This is a genomic window from uncultured Mailhella sp. (genome assembly GCF_944324995.1).
Classification (GTDB): Bacteria; Desulfobacterota; Desulfovibrionia; order Desulfovibrionales; family Desulfovibrionaceae; genus Mailhella.
Genome location: NZ_CALUYL010000019.1, coordinates 1 through 19,555, shown reverse-complemented (window position 1 = coordinate 19,555; position 19,555 = coordinate 1). Strand labels below are relative to the sequence as shown.

Sequence of the window (19,555 nt, the reverse complement as noted above, 5' to 3'; positions counted from 1 at the left end):
GTTCGAGCGGATTTTCGCGGCGCGGAGACGAAAAAACGGCGTTTCCGGCGGCCGGTGTTCCAAAACAAAACGCCTTTTGGGGAGAAACGGCATGACTTCTGACGTCGAACGGCTTTTCGCGCAGTTTCGCGCGCCCGGATTCCTCCAGGAATTTCGGGAGATGTTTCAGCCCCGGGCGCTGGAATGCCTGCAGGTGGAAGTGACTTCCTGCTGCACGGGCAAATGCACCTACTGCCCGCACACCACGCGCGCCGACGTGTGGAAGAGTCGGCACATGAAGCCCGAGACCTTTGCGGCGCTCTGGCCGGTCATGGTCAAGACCGGGCGCGTGCATCTTCAGGGCTGGGGCGAGCCTTTTCTGAACCCGCACTTCATGGATTTTGCGGAGCTGGCCAGAAGGGCCGGATGCGCGGTGTCCACCACGACCTACGGGCTCGGCATGACCGAGGATCTGGCGGAGCGCATTGTGGCGAGCGGCATGGACATCGTGGCCTTTTCCCTGGTCGGCACGGACGAAGCCAGCAACGGCGCTCGGGCGGCCGTGCCCTTTTCCCGCGTGAAGGAAGCGGTGCGTCTGCTTCAGCAGGCGCGGCGGAAGAGAAACGCCGTGCATCTGGAAATTCATCTGGCCTATCTCATGCTGGCCTCCAATGTGGATGCGGTGCGGAACCTGCCGCAGCTCATGGACGAGTGGGGCGTGCATGCGGCCGTCATCAGCACCATGGATTACATTCCCTCGCCGGACATGGCGAAGGAGGCCTTTGCGCCTCATGAGCGGGAGAAGATAGAGGCCGCCCGCGCGGTGCTGGAGGACGTGGGCGCGAAGGTGCGCGCCGCGGGACGGGATTTTTATGCGTCGCTCCCTGCGCCGGAGCCTGCGCCTTTTTGTCGCGAACGGGCGCACAAGACCCTTTACGTGGACGCGGAAGGATATATTTCTCCCTGCGTGTATCTCAACGTGCCGCTTCGCGAGCCTCAGCCGAACCGCACGGTGTTCGGCAACGTGCTGGAAGAGAGTCCGCTTGCCATATGGACAAAGCCCGGGTATGCGGAGTTCCGCGCCGCGGTGCAGACGGCGGATCCGCCGTCCGCCTGCGTTTCGTGCGCCAAACGTTTCGAGGCTCCCTGCGCGCAGTAGCGGAGCCCGCGCCTCAGGCCCGTGTCCTTTTGGGAAACAGGCGGGCTTCTGCGGCGATGCCGGAGGATTCATGCTCATAAGAAATGCGACCCTGGCCGATCTTGCGGCCGTGGCCGAGGTGGAAAGGCGCTGCTTCCCTGCCAGTGAGGCAGCCACGGAGGAGGAATTCCGGGAGCGTCTGGCGGCGTATGCCGACTGCTTCTGGCTGCTTTTTGAGGACGGGCGTCTGGCGTCGTTCATCGACGGCATGGCCACGGACGAAGCCGATCTGCGCGATGAAATGTACGCGGACGCCTCGCTGCACAGGCCGGATGGCCGCTGGCAGATGATTTTCGGACTCAACACGCTGCCCGAGTATCGCAGAAGGGGCTATGCCGCCATGCTGGTGCGTCATTTGACGGAAGAGTCGCGGAAGCGGGGAAAGCTCGGCGTGGTGCTTACCTGCAAGGAGAGGCTCGTGCCCTATTACGCCTCGCTCGGCTTTGAGAACGAAGGACTTTCCTCGTCCACGCACGGCGACGTTTCCTGGTATCAGATGCGTCTGACCTTCCGTTGAGGCTGAATTTTTTGTCGGCAGAAGGAGGCCTTCGGTCGGGCGCGGCCTTTTCAGGCCCGAAAGGAAGGGAGGGGCTCTTGTCCGGCGTTCGGCGCAAAAGGCGTCTCGGACGCGAATCGTCTTTCTGCATCGGGCCGGGCGCGCGTGTTTGTTGTGCTTCAAGGCGAGCCAACGACGCCGCAGCGCGATTTTCGGCCTGTGCGGAGGATTCGGAAGAACGTCTTGTGCCCGGACGACGGCCTTCAAAAAAACATATTAAATAAAGATATGTGATATGGCCCGATTAGAGCTTTTTTTCTCAAAAAGCTCAAGGGTCGGTCAATGTATCGCCTTGCATAAATTTGTCAAGTGGAATACTTGCCTTCTAGAATCTTCGGCGCCTTCCCTGCATGAGGGATGCATGGAGAGGACGCCGACACTTGAGAGGTTGTTTGTATGGTTAGTTTCTTTCTGTGCCTGGCTCTTCTGATCATAGGCTACTTTACCTACGGCAAGATGGTAGAGAACACCTTTGGTCCGGACGACCGGGAAACTCCCGCCGTCGTCATCAACGACGGCGTTGACTATGTGGTGCTTCCCCAGTGGAAGCTGTTCCTCATTCAGCTGCTGAACATCGCCGGTCTCGGACCCATCTTCGGCGCGCTGCAGGGCGCGCTCTGGGGCCCCGTGGTGTTCCTGTGGATCACCTTCGGCACCATCTTCGCCGGCGGCGTCCACGACTTCTTCTCCGGCATGACCAGTGAGCGAAACAACGGCGCTTCGGTCTCCGAAATCACCGGCATCTACCTCGGCTCCACCATGAAGACCGTCATGCGCGTCTTCTCCGTGGTGCTGCTCGTCATGGTCGGCACCGTGTTCGCCGTTGGTCCCGCCGGCCTCATCGTCAAGCTGTGCAGCGAAGCCGGCGCTTCCGGCATTCTGCTGAACGCTTCCTTCTGGCTGACCGTGGTGCTGGTGTACTACTTCATCGCCACCTTCATTTCCATCGACAAGATCATCGGCAAGATCTATCCCGTCTTCGGCATCTGCCTCATCATCATGGCCGTGGGCGTGGGCGCCGGCATTGTGATCAATCCCGCCTATCAGATTCCCGAACTCTGGGATCACTTCACCAACATGCATCCCAAGGGCACGCCCATCTGGGCCTTCATGTTCATCACCGTGGCCTGCGGCGCCATTTCCGGCTTCCACGCCACGCAGTCGCCCCTCATGGCCCGCTGCATGAAGAGTGAACATCAGGGCCGCTTCGTGTTCTACGGCGCCATGGTGTGCGAAGGCATCATCGCCCTCATCTGGGCCGCCGCCGGCTGCACCATCTATGAAGTCACCAACGGTCAGACCACCGGTCTGCTCGCCAGCCTCGGCGCCGGTCAGTCCGCCGCCATCTACGACGTGTGCAGCAAGACCATGGGCGGCATAGGCATCGGCCTTGCCATGGTCGGCGTCATCGCCTGCCCCATCACCTCCGGCGACACGGCCTTCCGTTCCGCCCGTCTGGTGCTGGCCGACTGGTTCAAGGTCTCCCAGACCAGCTACAAGAACCGTCTCCTCTTCTGCGTGCCGCTGCTCGGCGCGGGCGCGCTCATCAGCCAGCTCGACTACACCATCGTGTGGCGCTACTTCAGCTGGACCAACCAGACCCTGGCCATGATCGTGCTCTGGGCCGCCTCCATGTACCTCTTCCTGAACAAGAAGAACTACTGGATCACCGCCGTGCCCGCCACCTTCATGAGCGCCGTGTCGAGCACCTACTTCTGCATGGCCCCCGAATGCCTCGGCCTTGTGGTGAAGCTGCCCACCGCCGTGGCCTATGTGATCGGCGTGGTCGTGGCCGCGCTGTTCCTCAGCCTGTTCCTGCGCGCCACCCGCAGGCACGCGTAACGCTGCGGCCGCTTTTCAAAGGCGGCGCGGAAAAACTTCTGAAAGAGGCTGCTGCCTTCTTTTGAACATGCAGTGACGGAACGCCGAGGCGCTCCAGATCCCTCTGTTTCAGAGTGCGAGGGGGCCGTCCGCAGAGACGGCCCCCTTTTTCTTTGTTCTGCGCCTGGCGCATGAACCAAACTTCATCTCTCCGGGAGTTGTGATGCTGTATTTCAAACCGGCCAGACTCGGCAGCGCAGGGCTGAACGACAAGGATTTGAAGGAGGATAGAAAGTCCTGCCTTGTCTTCGGTCCCTGCGGCGTCGGGCAGAAGGCGCTGTACCTGAACAGTATTTTCATGGAGCGCCGCTTCTACATTCCCGCGTCCAACATTCAGCGCGCCTACAAGCGCGTGGCCATGAGCAAGGGCGGCTTCACCGGCAAGGGCATCTTCGGCTCCATTCCCTATCTTGTGGTGGAATACGACAACGGGGAGCATGTGCAGTGTACCTTCAAGCATGAAAGCCATGTGGACATGATGCTTGCGGAGATTCAGCATCGCTTTCCGCACATCAAGACCATGTCCGAGGCGGCGGCCCGAAAGCTCGCCGAGGCCAGGGCCGCGGAAGAGGCCAGATATGTGAAGCATCTTTCTCCCGCGGCGGAGAAAAGCCTCAATGAGCTGCGCCAGGCCCGGGAATTTCTTGAAAAGCGCCCCGATCTGACCACGCGGCTTGCCGCGGCGAGCAAGGCCAGACGCGTGGATCAGCTCACCAATCCCGCGCACAAGTGGGTGGCGCTCGCCATTTTCTGCCTGGCGCTCGCGGCGTCCGTCTACGGCGCCTACACGTGGCTGACCGGGTCGGGCGATTACGGCATGTACGTGACGCTCATCGGTCTTGCCGCGCTGTTCTTTTTTGCCAGCGCTCACGTGCTGCCCACGGCGCGCAACAACAGTCGCGCCATTGCGGCCGCGCTGGACAGCGCCCGGGCCGATCTGGATGCCTACCTGCGCGACTATCCCGACTTCCCGCTGCCCGCCCGCTACGCGCATCCGGCCACGCTGACGCGCATGATGCGCTCCATACGCGAAGGCCGTTCCGAAACCATTCCCGAAGCGTATGAGGATATGAAGGCCGTGCTTCGTTCGCTGAATTCGGACGTGAAGGTCAACCAGACGGAATACGACGAGGTGGTGGCCATCAAGCCCATGTTTCTGCTGGAAAATTATCGGTAGAACCGTCGAGCGGTCATAGTCCGCGGCATTTGCTCGCAAAGATTTTTAGGTGTGGTTGCAGAAAGAGTGCGGCGGAAATTCTCCTGACGGCACGAAAGAAGAGAGATGATTTGCCGGGATTGGACGTCCGGCGCAGAACATGTTGTTCATGCAGAAAAAGGGCTCCGTTCTGTGCAGGACGGGGCCCTTTTCTTGCAGGCTGAGCTGTTTTCGGCGATTGTGCCCCGGGCGCGGAGTCTCTGACGGCGGGGGGCGGGAAGGGAAAACGCGGCTTCGGCGCTCAGGCTCCGGCCTTGGCCAGTTCCTGCTTCAGCCGGGCGGCGGCTCCCTCGTTGAGCTTCTTCAGGCGATTCAGGTAGGCGGCGCGGTTGACGAGAGGATGAGGATCGGAAGGCTTCAGGCTGCGCAGCGCGGGAATGAGATCCGCAAGCCCGGAGGAGAAGGGATGGGCCGCGAGGTCCACTTCAATGTTCAGTGAAGGCTGACCGAGGCGTTCCATGCTTTTGATGTAGGCTCGGACCTGGTCGGGCCCTTCAATGGCGTTCAGCCCCTGTCCGCCCACGGTGACGGCCTTGTAGCTCTTGTCGCCCCGGCGCACGTCGTACATGTACGAAGCCGTGCCCCAGGTGTGTCCCGGCGTTTCAAGCACGGTGAACACGCTGTCGCCGCAGCGCAGCTGATCGCCGTCCTTGGCCACGACGTCCTTTTCTTCGAGCATCTTCCATTCCTTGGGAGTTCCCCTGCTTTCGCCTGCGTAGCGGAAGGCTTCGTTCCAGCCGCGTTCCGTCATGACGAAGCGGGCGTTTTTCAGCAGCGGCTTAAGACGGTAGTAGCCGCCCACGTGATCGAAATGCCCGTGCGTCATGAGCACCAGTTTGACGTCCTCATGAGCAATGCCCACGGTGCGGAGATTCTCGATGAGAAAATCCACAAAGGGCTCGTGCGTGGTGTCGATGAGCACCCAGCCGTCGCTGGTTTTGACGGCCCAGGAGGACACCCAGGCGATGCCTACCTGCCAGACGTTGTCGAAAGCCTGATAGGGAGCGATTTTCTGGGCGGCGGGGTCATGAATCCATGCGTCCAGTTCCTTGGGAGCCTTCTTTTCGGCTCCGAGCTTCTGGAAGAGACGGTTGACTTCGGCCGTGCTGAGCGTTGCGGCCTGCGCCGGGGAGACAAGGGCGGGAAAAAGGGAGGCTCCGGCCGCGCAGCAGCTCAGGGCCAGAAAACGGCGACGAGAAATATTGTTCATAATACCTTCTGTGACATGAGGTTGATTGCAGACGCAGTATAGCGGAAAAGGCGCGTGCTCAACAAGATGGTGCAACACTTTGGCAGAATTGTAAGATAACGTAACACAAAGGCGTTGCTTCTGTGCAGGGCGCACAGGCGGAAGCTGCTCGGCGCGAAGCCGGGGCGTGGAGAGGCGGAGGTGGAAAAGGAAAACGGCGGAGGGGAGTGCACGTTCGGCGCGTGCGAGGGATTGGAGCGCTTCGCCCGGCGCGCAGGCGCTTTGCCGGCAAAAGAAAAGGCCGTCGCTCTGGAAGCGACGGCCTTTTCGGCAGCAAAACATGCAAAGGCTATTCTGCGGCCTTTTCGGAAGCCGTTTCGGCCTTGGCTGCGGCCCTGGCGGCGTCCGCGGCTTCGGGATCAAGCTGACGGCCTCTGCGGCGCAGAATGTAGGTGTAGGCCGGGCCGGAAATGACGTAGCCTATGAGAATGAGGAAGCAGAACAGGCGCGGCAGCGAGAACACCATGCTGAGCACGATGAGCGTGGCGACCATGGTCTGGAAGGGATGGGCCTTGATGAAGCCGAATTCCTTGAAGGAAAAATAGCGCACGCGGCTCACCATGAGCAGCGGCACAATGACGGAGAGAATCAGCGTCAGCCCGGGCAGGACGGGCATGAGAAAGTCGGGATAGTAGGGCATGAACAGCACGAACGTGGCCATGACGCAGGCGCAGGCGGGGCTGGGCAGTCCCACGAAGAAGCGCTTGGACGTGGTGGACACGCCCACGTTGAAGCGGGCCAGGCGCAGGGCGGCGCAGCCGCAGAACAGGAAGGCCACGGCGAGGCCGAGACGGCCGAAGTTGTGCAGCTGCCAGGCGTAGGCAAGCAGACCGGGTGCCACGCCGAAGGTCACGTCGTCGGCGAGGGAGTCGTATTCGATGCCGAACTGGCTGGCCGTGCCGGTGAGTCGCGCCACCTTGCCGTCGAGTCCGTCCATGGCGGCGCCCACGAGAATGGCCCAGGCCGCGAGGTCGAACTGATCCTTGAATGCGAGAATGATGCTGAAGAAGCCGGCAAAGAGGCTGGCCGTGGTGAACAGATTGGGCAGAATATAGACGCCGCGGGGAACGGGCTTGTTGGGATCGCGCATGAGAGCCTCTCTTACGCTTCTTCGGAAGCGGACTTCTTGGCCAGAACAGTCTGACCGGCAAAGACGTTTTCGCCGATGGAAACTGCAGAAGTATAGTCGGCGGGCAGATAGACGTCAACGCGGGAACCGAAACGTATCATGCCGAAACGCTGTCCTCTTTTGAAGGAATCGCCCTGTTCGGCGTGGGGCACGATGCGGCGGGCGATGAGTCCGGCGATCTGCACGAAGGTCCAGGAGTCGCCGTTGTCGTCGCGCATCTGCCAGAGGCACTGCTCGTTGTCGGTGGAAGCCTTGTCCAGCGCGGCGTTGAAGAACTTGCCGGGCAGATAGCGTATGGCGGTGACGGTTCCGCCGACGGGAACGCGGTTCACGTGTACGCTGAAGATGTTCATGAAGATGGAGATGCACAGTCTGCTTTCGCCGCTCATGGGATCCACGCGGGATTCCATGCGGACGACGCGACCGTCGGCAGGGCTCACGGCGATGTTTTCCTCCTGCGGCACCACACGTTCGGGATCGCGGAAGAAATGGACGGAAAACCACAGCAGGATAAGGGCCGCAATCGTGACGGGCCACCAGTCCAGAATGGCGGAGCAGAGGGAAAGGACCGTCAGCAGGCCGATGATGGGCGCCCCTTCGGGGGCAAGGCCGATGCTTGGCTTGTTCATCAGAAACTCCTTTTTAAGAGTGCTTTCCCGTGCGGAGAACGATGCGGCGTGCTGTCGGGAAAAGGCGCGCGGCGTTGGAGCGTGGCCGCCCCGGAGCGCGTGAACCGGAGCGGAAGGGGGGTACGAAAGCGCCCGGCAAACTCGTTGTCTGCCGGGCGCATCATGTTAGTCCTTGCGGCGCAGGATGACAACGTGTTTGAGCGCCCCTTCGCCGGAACTGCGCGTCTGCACGTCGGGATCGTCCTGAAGGGCCAGATGGATGACTCTTCGCTGATAGGCGCTGAGCGGACGGGTGGTCTGCACCTTGCCGGTGGCCTTCACCTTTTCGGCGAGGGCGAGGGCGAGTTCCTGCAGGCGGGAGTCCTGGCGGACGTGATAGTCGCCGGCATCGACCTGCAGACGCACCTGCGAGCCGATGGCGCGCGTGATCATGCGGGAGGCGAGATACTGCACGGCGGCGAGGTTCTGTCCGTCGCGGCCGATGAGCAGACCCGTGTCTTCGCTCTTCACGGAAATCTGAACGCGGTCTTCGCCGATGTCCACCGAGAGGTCCACGTTTTCCGGAGCCATGTCCAGAATGGGGGCCACCAGGCGGCTGACGATGTTCTTCGTGACTTCCGTGAGGCGTTCCTGATCCAGTTCGGCCAGGGGAACGCGGGGCAGGGAGCTTTCCAGGCCGTCGTTCTCTTCGCTCTTCTGCGCGGATTCCTTGCGGGCGCCGCGGCTCTGGCGGGAACGGCGGGAGCGGGGAGCGTCTTCCGCGTCTTCGGCCTTGTCCTGCGCGTCGGCTTCGACGCCGGCGTCGGTGTCGGCCTGAGTCAGGGCGGGCACGCCTGCCGTGCGTATGGCGGGCAGCACGCGTTCGGATTTTTCTTCCTGATTTTCCCGTTCCGCGTCCTGGCGTTTTTCCTTGCGTTCTTTTTGTTCTTCTTTCTGAGCGTCCGAAGCGTCGGTCTTTTCGCGGCGGCGTTCGTTGCGTCCGCGGCGGCGGCCTTCCTGGCGTTCGGATTTTTCCTGGGCGGACGATCCCTGCATGAAGTCGGGGAGCGTTGCCAGGCGGGCGCGTATTTTTGCCTTGCGGGCGCCTACGATGCCGAAGATGCCCGTTTTTGCGTCTTCAATGATTTCTATTTCCAGTTTTTCTCTGGGCACATCGTAGTAGGAGCACGCCTCCGCGATGGCCGCATCCAGTGTTTTGCCAAGGAATTCTTTGGATTCGCTCATATCTTTCCCCTGCTACTTGGTTTTGTGCAGGGTCCAGGACTGCTGGATGATGGACAGAATGTTGTTGCAGAGCCAGTACAGCACCAGACCGGAGGGGAAGTTGATGAACATGACCGTGAACACCACGGGCATGATGAGCATGATCTTGCGCTGCTGCGGATCGCCCATGGCGGGGCTGAGCCACTGCTGCAGGAACATGGTGGCGCCCATGACGAGCGGCGTGATGTAGAGCGGATCCTTCACGGACAGGTCGGCGAGCCAGAAGATGTCGGTGCCGGGCAGGTAGGTGATGAAGGAGGCGTGACGCAGTTCGATGCAGTTGAGCAGGGCCTGATAGAGGGCGATGAACACGGGCAGCTGAATGAGAATGGGAAGGCAGCCGCCCATGGGGTTGACGCCGTAGGTCTTGTAGAGCTGCATCATTTCGCGGCTGAGGGCTTCCTTGTCGTTCTTGTACTTCTCCTGCAGCTGCTTCATCATGGGCTGGAGTCTCTTCATCTGCTCCATGGACTTGAAGCTCTTGCGGGAGAGAGGCCAGAACACGATCTTGATGAGAATGGTCAGCAGAATGATGGCGAAGCCCCAGTTGCCGAGGAATTCTTCAAAGATGGTGAGCAGCTTGAGCAGGGGCACGGCGAGGAAGGTGAAGATGCCCATGTCGATGGAGGACTTCAGCTTGTTGGGGGCGGCGTCGAGCAGATCGCGGCTCTTGGGGCCGATCCACCAGGAGGTCTTGAGCTCGGAAGGCTGACCGGCGACGAGGTTCACGTCCTGCAGTTCCACGGCGGCGCGCCAGACGCCTCCGTCGGTGATGCGGCCCTTGAACACGCTGTTCTGACCCATTTCGGGCAGCACGGCGGAAAGGAAATAGTTGGTCATCACGCCGGCCCAGTAGATTTCTCCGGAGCTCATCACGCCTTCCTTGGTGAGGTCGTCCACGTCGGTGTCGCGCTTGAGGGAGCCCTTGAGATCCCAGGCCATGCTCATGGTGTCGTAGGTGCTCTTGCCGCTGAAGTCCGTGGCGCCCAGGTTGTAGGACACGCGGGTGGCGGGAGCGTTTTCTGCGGCGGTGAGGGTCACCTTTTCATCCATGAGATAGGTGTCGGCGTGGAAGGTGATGGCGCGGTTGATGCGCACGCCGTTCAGCTCGCCCACGAAGGTGAGGGTGGCGTCGCCGCTTTCAAGATTGACGTCGGAACCGTCAAAGCTCCACTGACCCATGTTCCAGGAGGGCTGACCGTTGACGAGCAGACCCATGGGAGCCACCGTGGCGGCGGCGGGGGAAACCATGTTGAACAGCGGGGAGTCGGGATCGATGGTGGCCTTGTAGGTCTTCAGCCGGAACGACTGGAGCACGCCGCCGCCGGAATGGAAGACGGCCTCGTACAGGGGGGTGTTCACGCGGACTTCGCGGCCTTCGGAAGGCACGAACTTGGCCACGGGAACCACGGGAGCGGCGGGCGCGGGAGCCGGAGCCTGGGCAGCGGCCTGTTCTTCGGCCGTGGGCTGAGCGGGTTCAGGAATCCAGCCCATGTAGGAGGAAAAGGCCTGCCAGCCGAAAAGCAGGACAATGCAGATGACGACGGAGATGATGAGGCGACGGTTATCCATGACGTTCCTGAGAGTCTGCGTCGGGCGCAGAGGGATGATCGTTTGAGAGGGGGGGCACAGGATCGAAGCCGCCCGGGTTGCCGGGATGGCAGCGCAGGATGCGCCTTACGGCCAGCCAGAGGCCCTTGACGGGGCCGTGCATTTCAATGGCCTGGATGGCGTAGGTGGAACAGGAGGGATAGAAGCGGCAGCAGGGAGGATACAGCGGCGAGATGCATCGCTTGTAGAACCGGATGGGCAGAATGAGAAGCCGCTGGGCGAGAGTCATGCCGGATCTCCCGAGGGCGTGGGAACGTCGACGCTTGCGGCCGACGCTGAAGAGAGTTCGGCGAGCAGAGGCAGAAGTTCGGCTTCCGCGAGGCCGAGACCGAACTTGTCGGCACGCAGATGCTTTTTGGGCGTGACGACAATGTCCATGGGGGGCATTTCATCCTGATGCAGGCGGAAGAAGGCGCGAAGAACGCGCTTGATGCGGTTCCTCGCCACGGCGTTGCCGCATTTTTTTGTGACAGCAAGCCCGAGACGCCCGGCTCCGGACGTGCCGGAGCTACGGGCGAACACAACGAAGTATTTTGTGAACAGACGCTCTCCCCCGTTGTAGCAGGCGGTGTATTCCGCCCTGCGGGTGATGCGTCGTTCTCTGGGCCAGGTCAGTGACATGGAAGGAATCCATGCTGCGCTTGAGCAGAGTTAAACGCAAAATGTGGGCGTGGCGAAACGCCGCGCCCGAAACATTTGCATGGTCTGCCCGGAACTTTCCTGAGGGAAGAGATCCGGGAAGCGCATCGCTTGCTTAGGCGGACAGAGTCTTGCGGCCCTTGGCACGACGGCGGCTGATGACGGCACGACCGTTGGGGGTGCTCATGCGGGCGCGGAAGCCGTGAGTACGCTTTCTGCTGATCTTGCTGGGCTGATACGTTCTTTTCATGACGCGCGGTCTCCTTACTGAGATTGGAACTTGCAGGTATAACGCGCCTTTCTTCCCCCGTCAAGTCGGACGGTTCAGGGCGCGACGAAAGCCTCCCCCCGAAAGGGGCGCGGCAAGCTCTATGTGTAAGCCGAGAGCCGTTTCCGGGCAAGCATTAAAACGCGCGTTTCGGGGAAAAGTCGCGCTTTCCTGCCGGGGCTCCGGCCTGAGGCGGGGAAATGTTGGTGACAAAACGGGTAGTTGCGCTTAGACTCCCCTCACAAGTTCTGCCGCCTCGGCGGTAAAGGAGCAGTCATGCAGGGAGTTCCCGTTCTCCGCGTTGCGGCCATACACGATCTTTCCGGCTTCGGCCGGGCGTCTCTCACCGTGGCCATTCCCATTCTGGCCACCATGGGCATTCAGGTCTGCCCTCTGCCGACGGCCGTGCTCTCTTCGCAGACTTCGGGCGTGGACGACTTCACCTTCCTTGATCTGACCGACCAGATGGGCCCCATGATGGATCACTGGGCGCGCCTCGGCCTCAAGTTCGATGCGGTGTATTCCGGCTTTCTCGGCAGTCCGGATCAGTCGGGGCTCGCCGAGCGCTGCATCCGGGAATTCCGCGCGCCGGGCGGCCTTGCCGTGGTGGATCCCGTGCTCGGCGACAACGGCGCGCTCGATCCCACGCAGACGCCGGAAATGGTGGAGGCCATGCGCAGACTCGTGCGCCGGGCCGACGTCATCACGCCCAATCTCACGGAAGCGGCCTTCCTTCTGGGCGAAGACTTCCGGCCCGACATCAGCCGCGACGGCCTGCGCGATCAGCTCTGCGCGCTGGCGGACATGGGGCCTTCGGGCGTGGTCATCACGAGCGCGCCCGCGTCCTGCGCGGCGAACACGTCCACCGTGGCCTTTGACGGGCGGCGGTTTTGGCAGGTGGAGGTGCCGCATCTCAACGCCTTCTACCCCGGCACCGGCGACGCCTTTGCCAGCGTGCTCACGGGGAGCCTGCTGCTCGGCGATTCCCTTCCCGTGGCCGTGGATCGTGCCGTGCACTTCGTGTACCTCGGCATTCAGGCCACCTACGGCTACGACACGCCGCACCGCGACGGCGTGCTGCTTGAACGCACGCTCCCTTCCCTGCGCATGCCCTTCACCGGCGGCAGCTACACGGAATTCTGAACATCCGCGCATGTTTCATCGCCAGCAATGATAAAAAAACGGGCCTCCTCGTCGGAAGCCCGTTTTTTTTTGACTGCCTCTGCGCTCCGCCCGGAAGGCGGAAGCGCGGCGAGGCTTAGTAGCGGTACATGTCGTTCTTGAAGGGGCCGTCCACGGGAACGCCGATGTAGTCGGCCTGCTTCTGGGTGAGTTTGGAGAGCTTCACGCCGAGGCGGTCGAGGTGGAGTCTCGCCACTTCTTCGTCGAGCTTCTTGGGCAGGGTATAGACGCGCACTTCGTGCTTGTTGGCGGCAAGATCCATCTGGGCGAGCACCTGATTGGTGAAGGAATTGGACATCACGAAGCTCGCGTGGCCGGTGGCGCAGCCGAGGTTCACGAGGCGGCCTTCGGCCAGTACGATGATGGAACGGCCGGAAGGCAGGAACCACTTGTCCACCTGCGGCTTGATTTCCATCTTGCGGCATTCGGGATTGGATTCGAGCCAGGACATCTGAATTTCGCTGTCGAAGTGACCGATGTTGCACACGATGGCTTCATCCTTCATGCCCATCATGTGTTCGCCGGTGATGACGTCGCAGTTGCCGGTGCAGGTGACGTAGATGTCGCCGTAGGGCAGGGCGTCTTCCATGGTGACCACCTGATAGCCTTCCATGGCGGCCTGAAGGGCGCAGATGGGGTCGATTTCCGTGACGAGCACGCGGGCGCCGAAGCCGCGCATGGAGGCGGCGCAGCCCTTGCCCACGTCGCCGAAGCCGCAGATCACCACGACCTTGCCGGCCACCATGACGTCGGTGGCGCGCTTGATGCCGTCGGCCAGGGATTCGCGGCAGCCGTAGAGGTTGTCGAACTTGGACTTGGTGACGGAGTCGTTCACGTTGATGGCGGGGAAGAGCAGCTTGCCTTCCTTTTCCATCTGATAGAGGCGATGCACGCCGGTGGTGGTTTCTTCGGACACGCCGCGGACGGCGGCGGCCACGCGGTGCCAGCGGTAGGGATCATTGGTGAGGGAGAGGGCGATGCGCTCCATGATGATGGCTTCTTCCTTGCAGGAAGGCTCGCGGTTCAGCACGGAAGGATCGTTCTCCGCTTCCACGCCCTTGTGGATGAGCAGGGTGGCGTCGCCGCCGTCGTCCACGATGAGGTCGGGGCCGGAGCCGTCGGGCCAGGTGAGGGCCATTTCGGTGCACCACCAGTAGTCTTCCAGAGATTCGCCCTTCCAGGCGAACACCTTGGCCATGCCCTGTTCGGCGATGGCCGCGGCGGCGTGATCCTGGGTGGAGAAGATGTTGCAGGAAGCCCAGCGGATGTCTGCGCCGAGCTCGTAGAGCGTGCGGATGAGCATGGCCGTCTGAATGGTCATGTGCAAAGAGCCGCTGATTTTCAGGCCCTTGAGGGGCTTTTTGTCGCCGTAGCGGCGGATGAGCTCCATGAGGCCGGGCATTTCGCGCTCGGAGAGCTGGATTTCCTTCTTGCCGAAGTCGGCAAGGTTGATGTCGGCGATTTTGTAGTCCAGGGACAGATCGAGATTCTTGGCGGACATGATTGCTCCGTGGAAGGGTTAGAAAAGATTACAGCGCGGCGGAGGACGCCGCAGGCTTGCGGGCCAGAATGAGATGAAGCGCCAGATTTTTTTTCACCGGCTGACGGCGGTAGTCCACAATGGAGAGCCCCGTTCTGGTCAGCGCGGAAGAAAGTTCGTCGAGAGAGAAGCCGAGCCAGCGGTCGCCGTACATGGTGCGCATGGACTCCTGCGTGTGCTGATCGAAATCGGTGACCAGCACGAGCCCGCCGGGATGGAGCACCCGGGCGATTTCTCCCAGCGAGGTGGACGGACGAGAAAGATGATGCAGCACAAGATTGATGCAGATGAAATCCGCTTCGCCGTCGCGCAGGGGCAGATAGTCGAGTTCGCCGATGCGCAGGGAAATGCCGTTCATGTTGTCGCCGAAGCGGCGGCGGGCCAGTTCCAGCATGCGCGGAGAATCGTCCACGCCGATGAGTTCCCGGCAGCTTCCGCGCAGATGCTCCAGCACCTCGCCCGTGCCGCAGCCGAGGTCGGCGGCCACGCCGCAGTTCTCCGGCACGGCGCGCAGAATCACGTCCGGCAGGGAAAAGTCGCCGAGGATCTCGCGGTTCATTTCGTCCCAGTCGTCGGCGATTTCGTTGAAGAACTGCCGTGTTTTCAGGGCGCGTTCCTCAATGATGCGCGAAGCCATGTCGAGATCGGCGCGGCAGGCCTCGTCGTCCTGCGCGAAGGCAACGACGCTGCTCAGAAAATCGTGCCCCGGTCCCTCCGGCTCGGCGGAGTAAAAGACCCACAGGCCGTCGCGACGCGACTGGAGCAGGCCCGCTTCCGTGAGAATCTTGAGGTGTCGCGAAATGCGCGACTGCCCCATGTTGAGAAGCGACACCAGCTCGTTCACGGACAGCTCGTAGTGGAAAAGAACCAGCGCCAGACGCAGGCGGGTTTCATCCGAAAGGGCTTTGAGATACCGGAGAACTTTCATAACCTTCTGAAATATAACAAATATCAAGTTTTATCAATGTAATATATCCGCTTATCTTCATATAGTCAAGAAGGACGCGTCCGGCGTTGTTTGCCGGGCAGGGCAAACGCGTCGCGTGGTCAGGAGCCTTGACCGGGGAAGGCGTTTTCCGGCGTGCGGGGGCCGTCGCTCGTCGGGGAAGTGTGGCCGATTCGGCGGAACAGGGGGGCTGATCGGGGAGGCGGAGTTCTGAGGGCGGCGCATGGTCTGGGGTGAGAGATTTGCCGAGGTGCTCGGGGATGCGGGGAGGTTGTCGGGGAAGGCTGAGGGGCTCGGCTTCGGCAAAGGCCGGCGCGTTCTGCGGAAATCCGGCAGCAAAAAAGGGTTCCGTCGAAATCGGCGGAACCCCTGACGCCCGACGTCGTCGGGAAACGTTTCGGTGAGGGAGAATCAGGCCGCGCCCGCCATGAAGGCGGGAATCTGCGAGACCAGGGCGAATTCCAGAATGTACAGGGGCAGCAGCGCAAGCAGGGTTCGCATCCAGGAAAGATTCAGGGCGAACTTGCAGCCGATGAAGGCCGCGGCCACGAACCAGATGGACGCAATGAGGCTGCCCACCATGGGCACGATGCACAGTACGAGCGGCGCGGCGCTGTAGCACACCACGCGCAGGGTGGTGGAGAAGTCCGCCCTGTCCGGCTGCACCATGCGTATCATCAGATGATAGAGACCGGCCAGAATCACCGCCTGAAAAATGGAGAAGAACGGCGTCACGAGCAGCATGAGCGGCAGGTTCATGGTCTTCATGAGCGTTTCGGCCATGGCCAGAGTCTGCGGATCCGTGGCCGTGGCGGTGAGTTCCCGCAGGGCCTTCATGGACCACAGGCGCGATGCGAGCATCTGGAAGAGGCTCAGCAGCACGTAGAAGAGGATGGGCCGGATCACCGAAAAGTTGCAGCGCACATGCCGGAAGAAGTCCGGCGCATGAAAGAGAACGCCGAGCAGCGTGCGGGAAAAGCTGCCCCAGAAGCCGTAGTATTCCGGGCTTTCCCAGGGCGCGCCGTCGGGGCGGCCGTCGTTGCGGGAGGCGGATTCCTCCTGTCCTTCGTCGTACTGGCGCACGTGTTCGCGCATGCTCTGCCAGCGTTCCCAGAGTCCGGCGCTCTTGTGCGGCTCGGGGGTCTTTTCCTCGGGCTTTTCCTCTTCCTTCTTTTCAGGCGCGGGCTCCTCGCGGTTGAACTGCGGAATCTGCGCTCCGGGAGGAAGCGGATCGTCGCCTTCCTGCTCCGTGGAAAGATGAGGCACCGCGGGTTTCTGTTCGGCGGCGGGGGCTTCGGAAGGCTGCGGCGCGGCGGCGTTTTGCGGCTCGGTCTGCGCGGGCGTTTCCTCTTCCGGCAGAGAGAAATGGAACACGGCGGAGCAGCGCGGACAGGTCACCTTGTATTTCTTTCCGGGCCGGATGGAAGCCGTGGGCACGTCGCGCCTGAAGCGGCAGGAAGGACATTCGATAATCATGACAACCTCACAACAGATTTGCTGGCGTCAGTATAGCCCGTCGGGCTTCCGCGGACAAGACGCGAAGCCGGTATTTATCCTTTCAGCATCATCTCCTCGTCCGTCATGCCGAGCGAGCGCAGATGCAGATAGATGTTGGCCGCAGCCATGGCGTCGGAAGCCGCGTTGTGATGATCCAGCTCCAGGCCGAGGTAGGCGCACACGTCGTTCAGGCGATGGTGCGGAAGATGCAAACCCCGCCGCGAGCCCTTCACCGTGCAGGCGAAGGGAATGTTCGGCGCATCCAGTCCGAAGGACCGGCAGCAGCCGAAAAGCACGCGCCTGTCGAAGGTGGCGTTGTGCGCCACAAGCAGACGCGCGTTTCGCAGAAAGGCGGAGATTTCCGGCCACAGTTCGGGGAAGGTGCGCTGATTCTTGAGCATGTCCCAGGTGAGCCCGTGAATTTCGGTAAAGTACACCGTGGAACGCGGCGGGCGGATGAGGCTGTACCAGTTGTCCGTCACCCGACCGCCCTCGATGCGGGACATGCCCAGAGCGCAGGCGCTGTCGGCGTATTTGTCGGACGTTTCAAAGTCCAGAGCCACCACGCAGGCCATGCTAGGCGCTCCTGCCGCGCAGCACGCGCTTGTCGCCCACGCGCATGGTGAGCTGCTCCTTGTCGAAGTGTTCGAGCAGCGCTATGCCGTTCTTGCGCGAAATGCCCGAAATGTCGCGAAAATCGCCGGGCGTGATTTCGCCGTGTTCCAGCAGGAACTGTTTCACCTTTTCCCGCAGGTCGTCCATCACGGAGGAAAGGTAGTAGAGATCTTCCTTAATCTTCACCAGCGCGCCTTCGGAGACCAGAATCTTGAATATGGGCTGCGCCTGACGCGCGGTGATGCCGAGTTCGGCGAAGAGTTCCGTGTGATTGGGCGGCATGAGCGGCGAGTCGAGATGCGCCTTGAGCAGGGCTTCCTTGAGCGCCTGCTGATCGTCGGCCAGCGAAACCTTGTGTTCCGGGAGTCTGAGCAGTTCGCCTTCGACCGCGAGGCGGCCGGAACGGATGAGCCGCTCAAGCGCAAAGTGCGCGAGCTTGGGCGGAACGCCCGCGCCCATGCCCGCAAGAATGACGCCCTTGGCCATGCCGTGTTCCAGCGGATTCTTCTCGTGGAAGGCCCGCGTGGCGGCGAGCGCGCGATCCAGGAGCTTGTCCAGCCACAGCGAGGAAATCCAGCACTTCGCGTCCTTGTCCCAGCACAGGGCGCTGCCCTTGCCGGACATGGCCTGCAGATGCTTTTCCAGCGACTTTCTGCTGAGGTCGGTCAGGATGGAAAGATCCGCAAGCGTTGCGCCGAAGCGTCCGGCAAGTTCCAGCTGCACGCCGATGCGCGTCTGATCGTCGGCGTCCGGCAGCGAGAGAAGCCTCGCCTGCATGGCGGCGTCGATGTGACTGCGGCGCGGCGCGGTATCCAGAGGATAGAGGATGGAGCCGCCGGCCACGGTGCGCAGCGGAGAAAAGGCGCGCACGATGCAGCGGTCGCCGAAGATGCCGGCCACGGGTTCGGAAAAATGCACTTCGACCAGCGCGGTGTCGCCCGGTTCCAGACGGTCGCGATCGTAGAAGTAGAGGCGGGCGGCAAGCTCGCGGGCGCTGTGATGGAAATGAATCTCGCCGCGATGGCGCAGTCCGCGGGGCGAGGATTTGAGACAGGTCAGCTCCACGATCCAGCGTCTGGAGTTCTTCATGGTGCCCACGTGTGTCACCACGTCGCCGCGGCTGACGTCCTCCACGGAGAGGCCGTGCAGATTCAGGGAAATGCGGTGCCCGGCCTCGGCCTTTTCCTGCCCCTGCCCGTGGCTCTGAATGCTGCGGATGTGCGAACGGCGGCCGCTGGGCAGAAGTTCCACTTCGTCGCCGCAGGCGGCGGAGCCGGAAACCAGCGTGCCGGTGACCACGGTGCCGTGCCCCTTGAGCGAGAACACGCGGTCCACGGGCAGACGGAACAGGTCGGAACGGCGGCGGGGCTGACGGCGGCTTTCCTCCACGATGGCGGCGCGCAGCGCGTCGAGGCCTTCGCCGGTCACGGAAGAGACAGGGAAGATGGGCGCGCCTTCCAGAAAGGTGCCCTTGAGGAAGTCGCGGATGTCCTCCATGGCGAGTTCCCGCATTTCTTCGTCCACCATGTCTGTCTTGGTGAGGGCCACGATGCCGTGACGCACGCCGAGCAGCGTGCAGATTTCCAGATGCTCGCGGGTCTGCGGCATGACGCCCTCGTCGGCGGAGATGACCAGCAGCACGAAGTCGATGCCGGAGGCCCCGGCCACCATGGTGCGCACGAAGCGTTCGTGACCGGGCATGTCCACAATGCCCATGCGTTCTCCGCCGGGAAGATCGGCGTAGGCAAAACCCAGTTCAATGGTGATGCCGCGGCGCTTTTCCTCGCCGAGACGGTCGCAGTCTATTCCCGTAAGCGCCCTGATGAGCGACGTCTTTCCGTGGTCGATATGACCGGCGGTTCCCATGATGACAGACATGACATCTCCTGAATTTCTGTTTCCCGAGGGGGAGACAAGAATACCCGCCGCGGCCGGGGAGAGCAAGAGGCAAGACGCCCCGGCGGAACGCTCAACGCGCATCTTCCGCGCGCGGAACATGTTTGACTTGACTTGCAGGAAAAAGTTGCGTAACGGTTCTTAGTTCCAAGTCATAAGAACAGGAAAAACGATGTTTGAAAGCCTGACAGACCGACTCTCCGGCGTGTTCCGCAATCTCAGCGGCCGCGCTCAGCTCACGGAATCCAATATCCAGGACGC

The 19,555-nt window shown here is 61.9% G+C and carries 19 protein-coding genes; 5 read left to right on the top strand and 14 right to left on the bottom strand.

Annotated features, from left to right (window positions below):
* Nucleotides 1-91 precede the first annotated feature (91 nt).
* The 4 genes from Q0K02_RS08575 (at nucleotide 92) to Q0K02_RS08560 (ending at nucleotide 4,791) form a co-directional block, all read left to right on the top strand.
* Nucleotides 92-1,138: a radical SAM/SPASM domain-containing protein gene (locus tag Q0K02_RS08575; protein WP_294487443.1), complete on the top strand. Its 1,047-nt coding sequence runs from the start codon at nucleotides 92-94 to the stop codon at nucleotides 1,136-1,138.
* 70 nt (nucleotides 1,139-1,208) lie between these two features.
* On the top strand, nucleotides 1,209-1,694 hold the full coding sequence (locus tag Q0K02_RS08570; RefSeq protein ID WP_294487440.1) for a GNAT family N-acetyltransferase: 486 nt from the start codon (nucleotides 1,209-1,211) through the stop codon (nucleotides 1,692-1,694).
* A 435-nt stretch (nucleotides 1,695-2,129) separates the two neighbouring features.
* Nucleotides 2,130-3,575, top strand: coding sequence for a carbon starvation CstA family protein (locus tag Q0K02_RS08565; protein ID WP_294487436.1), 1,446 nt, complete (start codon nucleotides 2,130-2,132; stop codon nucleotides 3,573-3,575).
* A gap of 202 nt (nucleotides 3,576-3,777) precedes the next feature.
* Entirely contained in the window at nucleotides 3,778-4,791 is a 1,014-nt protein-coding gene (locus Q0K02_RS08560) for a hypothetical protein (RefSeq protein WP_294487432.1), read from the top strand.
* Between the two features lie 280 nt (nucleotides 4,792-5,071).
* Here Q0K02_RS08560 and Q0K02_RS08555 read toward each other — a convergent pair whose 3' ends face one another.
* The 8 genes from Q0K02_RS08555 to rpmH all read right to left on the bottom strand — a co-directional run bounded on the left by Q0K02_RS08555 (nucleotide 5,072) and on the right by rpmH (nucleotide 11,600).
* A complete protein-coding gene (locus Q0K02_RS08555) occupies nucleotides 5,072-6,040 on the bottom strand; it encodes an MBL fold metallo-hydrolase (protein ID WP_294487429.1) in 969 nt (322 codons plus the stop codon).
* Between the two features lie 328 nt (nucleotides 6,041-6,368).
* A complete protein-coding gene (pssA, locus tag Q0K02_RS08550) occupies nucleotides 6,369-7,169 on the bottom strand; it encodes a CDP-diacylglycerol--serine O-phosphatidyltransferase (RefSeq protein ID WP_294487426.1) in 801 nt (266 codons plus the stop codon).
* A gap of 11 nt (nucleotides 7,170-7,180) precedes the next feature.
* Complete coding sequence (locus Q0K02_RS08545; RefSeq protein ID WP_294487422.1) at nucleotides 7,181-7,837, bottom strand: phosphatidylserine decarboxylase family protein; 657 nt, start codon at nucleotides 7,835-7,837, stop codon at nucleotides 7,181-7,183.
* A gap of 165 nt (nucleotides 7,838-8,002) precedes the next feature.
* Complete coding sequence (locus Q0K02_RS08540) at nucleotides 8,003-9,061, bottom strand: protein jag (RefSeq protein WP_294487419.1); 1,059 nt, start codon at nucleotides 9,059-9,061, stop codon at nucleotides 8,003-8,005.
* A 12-nt stretch (nucleotides 9,062-9,073) separates the two neighbouring features.
* A complete protein-coding gene (gene yidC / locus Q0K02_RS08535; protein WP_294487416.1) occupies nucleotides 9,074-10,672 on the bottom strand; it encodes a membrane protein insertase YidC in 1,599 nt (532 codons plus the stop codon).
* Nucleotides 10,665-10,940: a membrane protein insertion efficiency factor YidD gene (gene yidD / locus Q0K02_RS08530; protein WP_294487412.1), complete on the bottom strand. Its 276-nt coding sequence runs from the start codon at nucleotides 10,938-10,940 to the stop codon at nucleotides 10,665-10,667. Before yidD ends, yidC begins: the two co-directional genes overlap by 8 nt.
* Nucleotides 10,937-11,332 carry a ribonuclease P protein component gene (gene rnpA / locus Q0K02_RS08525; protein ID WP_294487410.1) on the bottom strand — a complete coding sequence of 132 codons (396 nt, stop codon included), beginning with the start codon at nucleotides 11,330-11,332 and terminating at the stop codon, nucleotides 10,937-10,939. Before rnpA ends, yidD begins: the two co-directional genes overlap by 4 nt.
* Nucleotides 11,333-11,465: 133 nt before the next feature.
* Nucleotides 11,466-11,600: a 50S ribosomal protein L34 gene (gene rpmH / locus Q0K02_RS08520; RefSeq protein ID WP_294445518.1), complete on the bottom strand. Its 135-nt coding sequence runs from the start codon at nucleotides 11,598-11,600 to the stop codon at nucleotides 11,466-11,468.
* Nucleotides 11,601-11,894: 294 nt separating this feature from the next.
* Between rpmH and Q0K02_RS08515 the strand changes: the two genes are divergently transcribed.
* A complete protein-coding gene (locus Q0K02_RS08515) occupies nucleotides 11,895-12,761 on the top strand; it encodes a pyridoxamine kinase (protein ID WP_294487405.1) in 867 nt (288 codons plus the stop codon).
* 115 nt (nucleotides 12,762-12,876) lie between these two features.
* On the opposite strand, the gene ahcY is transcribed toward Q0K02_RS08515, so the two are convergent.
* The 6 genes from ahcY to Q0K02_RS08485 form a co-directional block, all read right to left on the bottom strand.
* Nucleotides 12,877-14,301 (bottom strand): adenosylhomocysteinase, encoded by a 1,425-nt coding sequence (gene ahcY, locus Q0K02_RS08510; protein WP_294487403.1) that lies wholly within the window; start codon nucleotides 14,299-14,301, stop codon nucleotides 12,877-12,879.
* A gap of 28 nt (nucleotides 14,302-14,329) precedes the next feature.
* Nucleotides 14,330-15,268 carry a metalloregulator ArsR/SmtB family transcription factor gene (locus Q0K02_RS08505; RefSeq protein ID WP_294487401.1) on the bottom strand — a complete coding sequence of 313 codons (939 nt, stop codon included), beginning with the start codon at nucleotides 15,266-15,268 and terminating at the stop codon, nucleotides 14,330-14,332.
* Nucleotides 15,269-15,697: 429 nt separating this feature from the next.
* Nucleotides 15,698-16,762, bottom strand: a complete 1,065-nt coding sequence (locus tag Q0K02_RS08500) for a YIP1 family protein (protein WP_294487399.1) — start codon at nucleotides 16,760-16,762, stop codon at nucleotides 15,698-15,700.
* Between the two features lie 74 nt (nucleotides 16,763-16,836).
* A complete protein-coding gene (locus tag Q0K02_RS08495; protein ID WP_294487397.1) occupies nucleotides 16,837-17,358 on the bottom strand; it encodes an exonuclease domain-containing protein in 522 nt (173 codons plus the stop codon).
* Nucleotide 17,359: 1 nt separating this feature from the next.
* Nucleotides 17,360-19,276 carry a selenocysteine-specific translation elongation factor gene (selB, locus tag Q0K02_RS08490; protein WP_294487393.1) on the bottom strand — a complete coding sequence of 639 codons (1,917 nt, stop codon included), beginning with the start codon at nucleotides 19,274-19,276 and terminating at the stop codon, nucleotides 17,360-17,362.
* Nucleotides 19,277-19,367: 91 nt separating this feature from the next.
* A partial coding sequence (locus Q0K02_RS08485; protein WP_294487388.1) for a hypothetical protein occupies nucleotides 19,368-19,555 on the bottom strand: 188 nt, incomplete at its 5' end.

Bases quoted from the DNA above. Each gene is read 5' to 3' on its own strand.
- Q0K02_RS08575 (WP_294487443.1), top strand. From the start codon at position 92: ATGACTTCTGACGTCGAACGGCTTTTCGCGCAGTTTCGCGCGCCCGGA.
- Q0K02_RS08570 (WP_294487440.1), top strand. From the start codon at position 1,209: ATGCTCATAAGAAATGCGACCCTGGCCGATCTTGCGGCCGTGGCCGAG.
- Q0K02_RS08565 (WP_294487436.1), top strand. From the start codon at position 2,130: ATGGTTAGTTTCTTTCTGTGCCTGGCTCTTCTGATCATAGGCTACTTT.
- Q0K02_RS08560 (WP_294487432.1), top strand. From the start codon at position 3,778: ATGCTGTATTTCAAACCGGCCAGACTCGGCAGCGCAGGGCTGAACGAC.
- Q0K02_RS08555 (WP_294487429.1), bottom strand. From the start codon at position 6,040: ATGAACAATATTTCTCGTCGCCGTTTTCTGGCCCTGAGCTGCTGCGCG.
- pssA (WP_294487426.1), bottom strand. From the start codon at position 7,169: ATGCGCGATCCCAACAAGCCCGTTCCCCGCGGCGTCTATATTCTGCCC.
- Q0K02_RS08545 (WP_294487422.1), bottom strand. From the start codon at position 7,837: ATGAACAAGCCAAGCATCGGCCTTGCCCCCGAAGGGGCGCCCATCATC.
- Q0K02_RS08540 (WP_294487419.1), bottom strand. From the start codon at position 9,061: ATGAGCGAATCCAAAGAATTCCTTGGCAAAACACTGGATGCGGCCATC.
- yidC (WP_294487416.1), bottom strand. From the start codon at position 10,672: ATGGATAACCGTCGCCTCATCATCTCCGTCGTCATCTGCATTGTCCTG.
- yidD (WP_294487412.1), bottom strand. From the start codon at position 10,940: ATGACTCTCGCCCAGCGGCTTCTCATTCTGCCCATCCGGTTCTACAAG.
- rnpA (WP_294487410.1), bottom strand. From the start codon at position 11,332: ATGTCACTGACCTGGCCCAGAGAACGACGCATCACCCGCAGGGCGGAA.
- rpmH (WP_294445518.1), bottom strand. From the start codon at position 11,600: ATGAAAAGAACGTATCAGCCCAGCAAGATCAGCAGAAAGCGTACTCAC.
- Q0K02_RS08515 (WP_294487405.1), top strand. From the start codon at position 11,895: ATGCAGGGAGTTCCCGTTCTCCGCGTTGCGGCCATACACGATCTTTCC.
- ahcY (WP_294487403.1), bottom strand. From the start codon at position 14,301: ATGTCCGCCAAGAATCTCGATCTGTCCCTGGACTACAAAATCGCCGAC.
- Q0K02_RS08505 (WP_294487401.1), bottom strand. From the start codon at position 15,268: ATGAAAGTTCTCCGGTATCTCAAAGCCCTTTCGGATGAAACCCGCCTG.
- Q0K02_RS08500 (WP_294487399.1), bottom strand. From the start codon at position 16,762: ATGATTATCGAATGTCCTTCCTGCCGCTTCAGGCGCGACGTGCCCACG.
- Q0K02_RS08495 (WP_294487397.1), bottom strand. From the start codon at position 17,358: ATGGCCTGCGTGGTGGCTCTGGACTTTGAAACGTCCGACAAATACGCC.
- selB (WP_294487393.1), bottom strand. From the start codon at position 19,276: ATGTCTGTCATCATGGGAACCGCCGGTCATATCGACCACGGAAAGACG.